At 61.9% G+C, this 9,901-nt stretch carries 11 protein-coding genes; 4 read left to right on the top strand and 7 right to left on the bottom strand.

Annotated features, from left to right (window positions below; genetic code table 11):
- Nucleotides 1-306: 306 nt before the first annotated feature.
- The 3 genes from trmFO (at nt 307) to FJ959_RS18545 (ending at nt 2,386) form a co-directional block, all read left to right on the top strand.
- The gene (trmFO, locus tag FJ959_RS18555; RefSeq protein WP_140631350.1) at nt 307-1,716 is read left to right on the top strand and encodes a methylenetetrahydrofolate--tRNA-(uracil(54)-C(5))-methyltransferase (FADH(2)-oxidizing) TrmFO; all 1,410 of its coding nucleotides are present in this window, start codon (nt 307-309) and stop codon (nt 1,714-1,716) included.
- Nucleotides 1,717-1,779: 63 nt separating this feature from the next.
- The gene (locus FJ959_RS18550; RefSeq protein WP_140517110.1) at nt 1,780-2,070 is read left to right on the top strand and encodes a type II toxin-antitoxin system ParD family antitoxin; all 291 of its coding nucleotides are present in this window, start codon (nt 1,780-1,782) and stop codon (nt 2,068-2,070) included.
- Entirely contained in the window at nt 2,054-2,386 is a 333-nt protein-coding gene (locus FJ959_RS18545; RefSeq protein WP_181172036.1) for a type II toxin-antitoxin system RelE/ParE family toxin, read from the top strand. The genes FJ959_RS18550 and FJ959_RS18545 overlap by 17 nt, the downstream gene beginning before the upstream one ends.
- A gap of 17 nt (nt 2,387-2,403) precedes the next feature.
- On the opposite strand, the gene FJ959_RS18540 is transcribed toward FJ959_RS18545, so the two are convergent.
- The 6 genes from FJ959_RS18540 to yajC form a co-directional block, all read right to left on the bottom strand.
- Nucleotides 2,404-3,354, bottom strand: a complete 951-nt coding sequence (locus tag FJ959_RS18540) for a sterol desaturase family protein (protein WP_181172037.1) — start codon at nt 3,352-3,354, stop codon at nt 2,404-2,406.
- On the bottom strand, nt 3,354-3,788 hold the full coding sequence (locus tag FJ959_RS18535) for a type II secretion system protein (RefSeq protein ID WP_140631344.1): 435 nt from the start codon (nt 3,786-3,788) through the stop codon (nt 3,354-3,356). Before FJ959_RS18535 ends, FJ959_RS18540 begins: the two co-directional genes overlap by 1 nt.
- 82 nt (nt 3,789-3,870) lie before the next feature.
- Entirely contained in the window at nt 3,871-4,686 is an 816-nt protein-coding gene (locus FJ959_RS18530; protein ID WP_140631341.1) for a phytoene/squalene synthase family protein, read from the bottom strand.
- A 25-nt stretch (nt 4,687-4,711) separates the two neighbouring features.
- Nucleotides 4,712-5,101: an Mth938-like domain-containing protein gene (locus tag FJ959_RS18525; protein WP_140495776.1), complete on the bottom strand. Its 390-nt coding sequence runs from the start codon at nt 5,099-5,101 to the stop codon at nt 4,712-4,714.
- 29 nt (nt 5,102-5,130) lie between these two features.
- Nucleotides 5,131-7,683, bottom strand: coding sequence for a protein translocase subunit SecDF (gene secDF / locus FJ959_RS18520; protein WP_140495775.1), 2,553 nt, complete (start codon nt 7,681-7,683; stop codon nt 5,131-5,133).
- Between the two features lie 51 nt (nt 7,684-7,734).
- The gene (gene yajC, locus FJ959_RS18515; RefSeq protein WP_140495773.1) at nt 7,735-8,073 is read right to left on the bottom strand and encodes a preprotein translocase subunit YajC; all 339 of its coding nucleotides are present in this window, start codon (nt 8,071-8,073) and stop codon (nt 7,735-7,737) included.
- A gap of 287 nt (nt 8,074-8,360) precedes the next feature.
- On the opposite strand from yajC, the gene FJ959_RS18510 reads away from it, so the two are divergent.
- On the top strand, nt 8,361-9,236 hold the full coding sequence (locus tag FJ959_RS18510; protein WP_140631338.1) for an ATP-binding protein: 876 nt from the start codon (nt 8,361-8,363) through the stop codon (nt 9,234-9,236).
- Nucleotides 9,237-9,319: 83 nt separating this feature from the next.
- Here FJ959_RS18510 and FJ959_RS18505 read toward each other — a convergent pair whose 3' ends face one another.
- The gene (locus FJ959_RS18505) at nt 9,320-9,625 is read right to left on the bottom strand and encodes a hypothetical protein (protein WP_140631335.1); all 306 of its coding nucleotides are present in this window, start codon (nt 9,623-9,625) and stop codon (nt 9,320-9,322) included.
- Nucleotides 9,626-9,901 lie beyond the last annotated feature (276 nt).

Raw genomic sequence — 9,901 nt, 5'->3', positions numbered from 1 at the left:
AGCAACCCTGCTTCCCCAGCCTCTTCGTACCGGTCGCGGTAGCGTCGGAATTGCCGCTCCGACATGCCAAGCAACTCCCCTGCCTCCATCATCGAAAGATCGCCACCATTCCAGCGGCTCAATACGTCCCGAAACTTTTGCATTCTCCGGTCCTGTAGCCATGCTGTCCGCTTCATCCCCAGCCTCCATCCGCTGGCGATAAAACCGGACAACTCACGTGCTACCTAATCCGGACAACTCATCTGCTTACGACAGTTCCAGGTGCGGCAATTGCAATCGTCCCGCCAAGCGATTATTCCGGCGCTCATGAGCAAAAAACCTATTCACATCATCGGCGGTGGCCTCGCCGGATCCGAAGCAGCATGGCAGGCAGCCCAAGCCGGCGTTCCCGTTGTGCTGCACGAAATGCGGCCCGTTCGCGGCACAGAGGCGCACAAGACCGACGGCTTGGCCGAACTCGTTTGCTCCAATTCTTTCCGCTCCGACGACGCCGAGAACAACGCCGTCGGTCTTTTGCATGCCGAAATGCGGCTGGCCGGCTCGCTGATCATGAGCGCCGGCGACGCCAACCAGGTGCCGGCCGGCGGGGCGCTGGCCGTGGACCGCGACGGATTTTCCGACGCGGTGACGGCCAGGATCGAGGCACATCCGCTGATCTCCATCCAGCGCGAGGAGGTACCCGGCTTGCCGCCGGTCGAATGGGATCAGGCCATCATCGCCACCGGCCCGCTGACCGCGCCCTCGCTCGCACAGTCGATTGCCGAAGCGACGGGCGCCGATGCGCTCGCCTTCTTCGATGCGATCGCGCCGATCATCCCTTTCGACACGATCGACATGGACACCTGCTGGTTCCAGTCGCGCTACGACAAGGTCGGGCCCGGCGGCACCGGCAAGGACTACATCAACTGCCCCATGGACAAGGACCAGTATCTTGCCTTCGTGCAGGCACTGGTGGACGGCCAGAAAACAGAATTCAAGCAATGGGAAGGCACGCCCTATTTCGACGGCTGCCTGCCGATCGAGATCATGGCCGAGCGTGGCGTCGAGACGCTGCGCTACGGGCCGATGAAGCCGATGGGCCTGACCAATGCGCACAATCCAACCGTCAAGGCCTACGCCGTCGTGCAACTGCGGCAGGACAATGCGCTGGGCACACTCTACAACATGGTCGGCTTTCAGACCAAATTGAAGCACGCCGAGCAGGTGCGCATTTTCCGCACGATTCCTGGTCTGGAGAACGCCGAATTCGCCCGCCTCGGCGGCCTGCATCGCAACACCTACATCAACTCGCCGACCTTGCTCGACGCCTCGCTGCAGCTGAAGTCGCGCCCGGGCCTGCGTTTCGCCGGCCAGATCACCGGTTGCGAAGGCTATGTTGAAAGCGCCGCCATCGGCCTGCTCGCCGGCCGCTTCGCCGCTGCCGAGCGGCTCGGCCACGCGCCGTCGCTGCCGCCACTCACCACGGCGTTCGGAGCGCTGCTCAACCACATCACCGGCGGACACATTGTTTCAGACGACGAGCCGGGAAAGCGCTCTTTCCAGCCGATGAACGTCAATTTCGGCCTGTTCCCGCCTGTCGAGGCGGTGAAGATCGAAGGCAAGCGCCTGCGCGGCAAGGACAAGACGGTCGCCAAAAGGCACGCGATCACGTCGCGTGCGCTGGGTGATTGCCGGCAATGGCTGGGGCTGCCGGCGCAAGCTCAAGCGGCGGAATAGCCTTTCAGATTGGCTTGCCGCGGAAGTAGGATACTATCCCACTCGCCTAGTGGGAGTCATTGCATGGAACCAGCCGAGAAACTGTCCGTCACCGTCACGCCCGCCATGGCGCGCATGATCCGCGAAAAAGTCGAGGACGGTTCCTTCGGCTCGGCGAGCGAAGTCATTCGCGCAGCACTTCGCGCTTTCCAGCGCGAAGAGGACGAGCATGCCGAACGCATGGCGTCGATCCGGGCGCGGGTAAAATCTTCGATTGAGGACACAAGGCCGAACCTTTCCGGAAAAGAGGTTCGCGACCAGCTTAAGAAATTCGCTGAGCAATATTCGAGCCGCATTGATGATTCGGCGGCTTGAGGTCGAGTATCGCGAAAGTGCCAGAGACGATCTTACCAACATTTTCAGATACATAGTTGAGTCGGGCGGAAGCCCCAACGCGGCGCTGAGATTCGTGCTTCGAATTGAAGACCGTTGTCAAAACATCGGCAACGCAGCTCGTGGCGGTCGCCTGCGCGACGACATCGTGCCGGGACTGCGAACCGTTCCGTTCGAGCACTCCGCCGTCATAGCCTATATAATCGAGAGCGACATCATTCGCATCGTCAACATCTTCTACAGTGGCCGCGACTACGAGACATTGATGCGAGATGGCGGATCGAGTGGCCTTTCCTAGAAAGGGCTACGAAATAGCTACTCGGCCGGCTCGGCACGCGCCGGCCGCAGCCCCGGCTTGCCGGCCTCACCCGGATTTCGCCTGACATAGGCTGCTTTCAGGCTCTCGGAGGTTTCGCGCGAGCCGTCATGGCTCCAGCCGGGCGGCTTGATCAGGTAGTTCAGGCGGTCGCTCAGGGTCAGATCAGGTGCGAAGGCATCCCTGAACATGCCGATCCATTCGTGGAAAGCCACTTTCAGCGGATTGAAGGTGCCAAGATTTTTCACGATGCCGTAGCGCGGGCGGTCCTCTTCCAACTCCTCGACGAAGGTGCCGAACATGCGGTCCCAGATGATCAACGTGCCGGCGTAGTTGGCGTCAAGGTAGCGCGGATTGGTGGCGTGGTGGACGCGGTGGTGCGAGGGCGTGTTGAAGACGAATTCGAACCAGCCCCACATCTTGCCGATCGTCTCGGTGTGGATCCAGAACTGCCAGATAAGGTTGAAGCCGAAGGTGAAGGCAATCACCGCCGGATGGAAGCCGAGCAGCACCAGCGGCGCCTGCAGCACGAACATGAAGGTGAACAGGCCCGTCCAGCTCTGCCTGAGTGCCGTCGACAGATTGTAATGCTGGCTGGAATGGTGGTTGACGTGCTCGGCCCACACCCAGCGCACCCGATGCGCGATGCGGTGGTAGATGTAATAGCGCAAATCATCGAGCAGGAAGGCCGCCAGGAACAGCCAGATCGACAGGCCGAGGTTGAAGAAACGGCACTGCCAGAGCCACAGCAGCGCCCAGTAGGAGACGACGCCCAGTAGCAGCCCGGCGACGACATTGCCGGTGCCCATCATCAGGCTGGTCAGCGTGTCGTGCGTCTCGAACGAGCCCTTGGCCCGGCCGGTGCGCACCAGCCACAGCTCGATCAGGATGGCGGCAACGAAGAACGGGATGGCGAGCTGGGTAACCTGCGGGAAATTGTAATCGCCCATCACGCGGCCTCCTTGGTCGAACTAGGATGCTGCGGCTGAAGAACTCTTAGCACAGCGTGCGCGTCGGCAGCGTTAGCGAAGGTGAAGTGACCGCCTTTCCAGGTGAAATCGGCAAGGCGCAGCGCAATCGTCCCGGCACCATCGTCACTCCGCGCCAATACATCGCGCGGCGTGATGATACGCGTCAGGAAACGATCTCCGATGGCATGGACGATGCCAAGGCGCCCTCGCCCGAGTTCCAGGAACGCGGTTCGGCCATCGGATATGAGGTAGATGGCGGCCGCCGGTTCATCCGGAAAATCCTCGGCAAAACGCTCTCGCGCCTGCTCTGCATCGGCCAGCCTGGCCTTGCGGCTGCCGCCGGTGAAATGAACGGCGGCGACCGACAACGCGATGCCGAATACGACGATCACGACCAGCACGGGCAGGCTCATGGACAGGCATCTCCTCCAGCCGGCCTGTTGTCTTGGCAACAGTTCCCGGTTGAGCGATCCCTTAGCACAATTGACGTTTACGTCAAACTGCTGGCCAGCCCGCCATGGCGCGACGCAGCATGAGCCAGTGGCGGCGCATGGTCGAGAGTCGCACCGTGCCGTCGAGCGGCGAACCGCGTTCCATTTTCGTCAGGTAGGCTCGCGACAGGACCAGCGGCAGAAAGGCCGGGCGCAGTGAAGCCGGCAAATCCGATGCGCCTTTCTCGAAGGCCGAGAGATGCTCCCGCGCCAGCGCGATCATGGCGGCGACGGCGCGCTGCGCACCTGGTCCACCATCGTCGGTGACGAATTCCTCCGGAGACGAACCCGCCGCGGCCAGGATATCGGCCGGAACAAAACACTGTCCGCGACTGCGGTGCAGCGGCAGCAGGAGCAACAGTCCCGTAATCGCCTGCGCGCAACCGGCCCTACCGGCCAGTTCGGCGAAACGTGGCGCCACTCCTGGATCCAGCACCATTGCCGCCAGTTGAATAAGCGCGGCTGCCGTTTCGCCGCAATAGCCTTCGAGATCGGTTCGCGACGGCATCGGGTCGTCATAGAGGTCGAAGATCCGGGCCTCGAGCATATTCTCGAATGCCTGTTTCGGCAGGCCGTACCTGGAAATCGTGGCCTTCAGCACATCCGCGATCGGATGGCCCGTCTCGGACCCTTCGGCTGCGATGACATCGCGCCACCATTGCAACCGCACCTCGCCCGGCAAGGCCTCGCGGATGCGATCCCGAATGCCCGCGATTTCGGCATTGAAGGCGTAGAGCGAAAACAGCGCTTCGCGCTTGTCTGTCGGCGCGTAGAGCGCGCTGAGATAGCGGTCATGGTCGGCGGCGCGCACGGCGCCCATGACGATTTCGCCCTTTTGGTCCACGTCAGTCGACGGCGATCAGCGCGGCGGCTACCGCGCGATCCTCTGCGAGCAGGACATTATATGTCCGCACCGCTGCACCGGTCGCCATCGGGTCGGCGGCTATGCCCGCGGTCTTCAAGGCGGCGCGAAGCCCCGCCGGCAAGGGTCGTAAATCCTTGCCCGTGCCGACCAGCAGGATTTCGATCTTCTCGGCCTGGGCCAGCAGCCGTTCGAAATCCGCCACCGTCAGCGCAGATGGGTCCGCCGGCTCCCAGCCATGGATACCCGACGGCAGGCACAGAAGCGAACCGCGATGCGACATGTCGGCGAAGCGGAAGCCGCCATTGCCATACGCCTCGATAGGGGCGCGGCCGGGGAAATGCGCCTCGCGGATGACGATGCCTTTGGCCATCCCTGCCGATCCGCCCTTCGGGTCGCGCGTCAGGTCGCGACCGCCTTGCCGCCGCCGACCGGCTTTTCCTCGTCCGAGCTCGTGGCCTGCGGCCGCAGCTTGAACAGGATCAGCAGCGGCGCGGCGATGAAGATCGACGAATAGGTGCCGAAGATGACGCCGAACAGCATTGCCATCGTGAACGAGCGGATCACCTCGCCGCCGAACAGCACCAGTGCCAGGAGCGCCAGGATCGTCGTCACCGAGGTCAGCGTCGTTCGCGACAGCGTCTCGTTGATGGCGTTGTTGAGGAGCTGCGGCAGCGGCATCTTCTTGTATTTCCTGAGATCCTCGCGAACGCGGTCATAGACCACGATCGTGTCGTTCAGCGAGTAGCCGATGATGGTCAGGATCGCCGCCAGCGACGATTGGTTGAACTCCAGCCCGGTTATAACGAAGAAGCCTATGGTCATGACCACGTCATGGACCGTCGCCACGATGGCGCCGACCGCGAACTGCCATTCGAAGCGGAACCAGACATAGATCAGGATACCCACCAGCGCGACCAGCATGGCGATCGTGCCTTGCTTGGCCAGTTCTCCTGACACGGTCGGTCCCACCACCTCGACGCGGCGGAAATCGTAATTGTCCTGCAACTCGCCACGAACCTTGTCGATGACGGTCTGCTCGGCATTCTCGCCGCCGTCCTGCGTGCCGACACGGATCAGCACGTCATTCGGCTCGCCGAACTGCTGCACCTGCACTTCGCCGATATTCAGTTCCGAGAGCCTGGCTCTGATGTCGGCAAGATCGGCATTGCCGCTCTTGGACTTCACCTCGATCAGCGATCCGCCCTTGAAATCGATGCCGTAATTGATGTCGACGGTCATGAACAGCACCACCGACAGGACCGACAGCAGGCTCGACAGCGCGAAGGTCCAGCGGCGGATGCCCATGAACGGGATCTTCGTGCCGGGCGGAATGAAGGTTACCGGCGCCCGCGGCAATTCCTTCGGGCGCGCGCGGCGCAGCCAGATGGACACCAGCAGCCGGGTAAAGGTGAAGGCGGTGAACACCGTGGTCAGGATGCCGATGGCGTAGGTGATGGCAAAGCCCTTCACCGGCCCCGTTCCGAGATAGAACAGCACCACGGTCGCGATCAGCGAGGTGACGTTGGAATCGACGATCGTCGCCAGCGCCTTCGAGAAGCCGGTGTCGATCGCCTGGATCACCGAGCGTCCGGCGCGCCGCTCCTCGCGGATGCGCTCATAAATCAGCACGTTGGAATCGACGGCCATGCCGATGGTCAGCACGATACCGGCAATGCCTGGCAAGGTCAGTGTCGCGCCAAGCAGCGATAGCAGTCCGACGATCATCGCCACGTGCACCGCCAGCGCGATGTTGGCGAGGAAGCCGAGGAAGCCGTAGGCGACGAACATGAAGGCGACGACAAGGATAGAGCCGATGATGCCGGCGACCTTGCCGGCATGGATCGAATCTTGGCCGAGGCCCGGACCCACCGTGCGCTCCTCGATCACGGTCAGCTTTGCCGGCAGCGCGCCTGCGCGCAGCAGGACCGCGAGGTCATTGGCGCTCTCGGCCGTGAAATTGCCTGAGATCTGGCCGCTGCCGCCCAGGATCGGCTCGCGGATCTGCGGTGCCGAAATCACCTGGTTGTCGAGGATGATGGCGAACAGCTTGCCGACATTCTGCGATGTCGCCTGCCCGAACCGTGTCGCGCCGCGCGAGTTGAAGGTGAAGGAAACCACCGGCTCGTTGGTCTGCGAGTTGTAGGTTGCGGTCGCTTTGGAGAGGTCTTCGCCGGAAACGATGACGCGGTTTTCGATCAGGTAGGGAACCGGCGGATCGTCCTGCGAATAGAGGATCGATGAACCGGCCGGCGGACGGCCCTTCAGCGCATCCTGCACCGGCATAGACTGGTCCACCATCTGGAAGGTCAGCTTGGCGGTCTGGCCGATGATTTCCTTCAGCCTTTGCGGGTCCTGCAAACCGGGCACCTGCACCAGAATGCGGTCGTCGCCCTGCCGCTGCACGATCGGTTCGGTGGTGCCGAGTTCGTTGACGCGGCGTTCGACGACTTCGATCGACTGTGCCAACGCAGCCGACGTGCGATATTTTATGCCGGCGTCGGTGACGGTGAATTTGAGCAGGCCGGGCTCGGAATCATCCAGCGCCATCTCCTGGACGGAGCCGCCGGTGAACAGGCTGGCGGCGACCGGATCGGTCAGCGGCTTCAGTGCCGTCTTGGCCGCATCGAGCTGGTTCGGGTCCTGTATGCGGACCTGTACGGTCCTGCCCGTGCCCGCCAGGCCGGTATAGCCTATCTTGGCCTCGCGCAGCAGTGTCCGGATCTCGTCACGCGTCGTCTCCAGCTGCGCCTTCACCAGATCGTTCTGATCCATCTGGAGCAGGATGTGCGAGCCGCCCTGCAGGTCGAGGCCGAGCGTCATCTGCCGCTTGGGCACCCAGCTCGGAAGCTGCGCCAGCGTGCTTGCGGGAATGAGATTGGGCGCGGCGAGGACCACTGTGGCGGCCACGGCCAGCCAGATCAGGATCATCTTGAAGCGCGAGAAATAAAGCATATAGCGTCGTCCGTCAGAGCGTGTCCGCGGATCGCTCCGCCTGGAATTTGGTTATTTCTTGGCGTTCTGGTTTGCCACCGGCTCGCCCTTGACGCGCACGTCGGCGATCGTCGAGCGCAACGCCGTCACCTTCGTGCCGCCACCGAGGTCGATCTCGAGCTCATGGTCGTCGATCACCTTGGTCACCTTGCCGACGAAGCCGCCGCCGGTGACGACCGTGTCGCCGCGGCGCACGGCCGCCAGCATCTCGCCGCGCTTCTTCAGCTGCGTGCGCTGCGGCCGGATGATGAGAAAATACATGATCACGAAGATCAGGACGAACGGCAAAATGCTGATGAACATGTCGGGAGAAGCCCCAATGCCTTGGGCATATGCCGGTGTCACGAACATCGAGGTACTCCTGAATTTTGAAAACAGCCGCCAAACGGTTCAGTGGATTTGGCAGCCCCGCGAAATTTGGCCGGAATATAGTCGGTAAAGTTGCCAATGCAACTGCGTGGCCGGGCAAATCGGCTGCTTTTCCGGCCTGTTCGCCCGTGTTAGAGCATGACCGCGAAAAGCGCGAGCGGGTTTTCGCAAAAGATCGCGCTGTAACAAACGGTTGCAGCGAGTTTCGAAACCGTCGGGATCGAACCCGGCCACACCTTCCCTCGCGGAACCAGAGCAAAAGACCTGAGATGACCGATACCAGCATCGACGCATTGAACCAGAAACTCGACCGCCTGATCGAGGCGGTCAGCCGCCTCGCCCCGCCGCCTGTGCCCGAAACCGACCTTGGCGGAGCCGATTGCTTCGTCTGGCAGGCGGATCCGGGTTATCTGGAGCCGGTGCGCAAGGTGAACCGCGTCGACATCGGCCTGATCCGCGGCGTCGACCGCGTGCGCGACATCCTCGTCGACAACACAGAGCGCTTCGCCTCCGGCTATGCCGCCAACAACGTGCTTTTGTGGGGCGCGCGCGGCATGGGCAAATCGTCGCTGGTCAAGGCTGTGCATGCCGCAATCAACGCCTCGCCGAAACTCGACCGCCCGCTCAAGCTGATAGAGATCCATCGCGAGGACATCGATACGCTGCCGAAGCTGATGACGCTGCTGAAGGCCGCGCCTTACCGCTTCATCCTGTTTTGCGACGACCTCTCCTTCGACCATGACGATACCTCCTACAAATCGTTGAAGGCAGCACTCGAAGGCGGCGTCGAAGGCCGCCCGGCCAATGTCATTTTCTACGCCACGTCGAACCGCCGCCATCTTCTGCCGCGAGACATGATCGACAATGAGCGCTCCACCGCCATCAATCCGTCCGAGGCGGTCGAGGAGAAGGTTTCGCTCTCCGATCGCTTCGGCTTGTGGCTCGGCTTCCACAAATGTTCGCAGGACGAATATCTCGAAATGGTCAACGGCTATGCCAACCATCATGGGCTCGACATCGACCCCGGGCAGTTGCGCGCCGAGGCGCTGGAATGGGCGACGACACGCGGCAGCCGCTCGGGCCGCGTCGCCTGGCAGTTCACGCAGGACCTGGCTGGCCGGCTCGGCAAGCCGTTGAGAGACTAGGCGGGGTACAACGGGTGGGCAGGAGCCGGTCACAAACTTCGTGGCCGACCCCGTCCGTGGACGCCGGGTTGTCTATATCGTGTTCATTCCCGCACAGGCTTTATGCTTCCCAGGACCATCGGAATATCGGTTTGTATCCCTAGTGCGTCAGTCGCCCAGGCCTGCATTTCTGGTGAAGCATCACCTGATTTCAGGATGGAAATGGCCAGCTTGGACATGTCTGTGGGCGGTTTGGTATTGATTACCGCATAGGAGAAATAACCGGCCAGAACGGCACTTGCGATCGAAATGACCGGTGCAACAATTAAAGCAGTTGCTCGCACATGCGATTGCCAGCGATGCGTTGGGCTGGAGGACGGAAGTTCATCCTCTTCGACAGATTCAATCATTCCACTCTCCTTGCAGAGCGTCGAGAATGACTTTCCTCTACATTAGTTAAAATGCAGATAAACCATTTTCGATAACGCGAGTCGCAATACGGCTCTTGCGCCGATCCCCGCCAAGGGAGCGACTGCGGCACCGGAGACGTGGTGCGCACGACGGTTCCGGGCGCTGCTCAGGCGCCCGCCAATGGCAAACGTCTAGACTCCCAAAAGCTATTTGGCGTGATGTGTCCCCGCGCCATTAGCGCGGTTGAGGGCTGCTCTTTGGTTCAGCATGTCACT

The sequence above is a fragment of the Mesorhizobium sp. B2-2-4 genome, from assembly GCF_006442375.1.
Lineage (GTDB): Bacteria > Pseudomonadota > Alphaproteobacteria > Rhizobiales > Rhizobiaceae > Mesorhizobium.
The sequence above is the reverse complement of the archived record's forward strand: the minus strand, read 5'-3'. Positions and strand labels throughout refer to the sequence as shown.

Coding starts and splice junctions, on each gene's coding strand:
- trmFO (WP_140631350.1), top strand. CDS start 307: ATGAGCAAAAAACCTATTCACATCATCGGCGGTGGCCTCGCCGGATCC.
- FJ959_RS18550 (WP_140517110.1), top strand. CDS start 1,780: ATGGAACCAGCCGAGAAACTGTCCGTCACCGTCACGCCCGCCATGGCG.
- FJ959_RS18545 (WP_181172036.1), top strand. CDS start 2,054: ATGATTCGGCGGCTTGAGGTCGAGTATCGCGAAAGTGCCAGAGACGAT.
- FJ959_RS18540 (WP_181172037.1), bottom strand. CDS start 3,354: ATGGGCGATTACAATTTCCCGCAGGTTACCCAGCTCGCCATCCCGTTC.
- FJ959_RS18535 (WP_140631344.1), bottom strand. CDS start 3,788: ATGAGCCTGCCCGTGCTGGTCGTGATCGTCGTATTCGGCATCGCGTTG.
- FJ959_RS18530 (WP_140631341.1), bottom strand. CDS start 4,686: ATGGGCGCCGTGCGCGCCGCCGACCATGACCGCTATCTCAGCGCGCTC.
- FJ959_RS18525 (WP_140495776.1), bottom strand. CDS start 5,101: ATGGCCAAAGGCATCGTCATCCGCGAGGCGCATTTCCCCGGCCGCGCC.
- secDF (WP_140495775.1), bottom strand. CDS start 7,683: ATGCTTTATTTCTCGCGCTTCAAGATGATCCTGATCTGGCTGGCCGTG.
- yajC (WP_140495773.1), bottom strand. CDS start 8,073: ATGTTCGTGACACCGGCATATGCCCAAGGCATTGGGGCTTCTCCCGAC.
- FJ959_RS18510 (WP_140631338.1), top strand. CDS start 8,361: ATGACCGATACCAGCATCGACGCATTGAACCAGAAACTCGACCGCCTG.
- FJ959_RS18505 (WP_140631335.1), bottom strand. CDS start 9,625: ATGATTGAATCTGTCGAAGAGGATGAACTTCCGTCCTCCAGCCCAACG.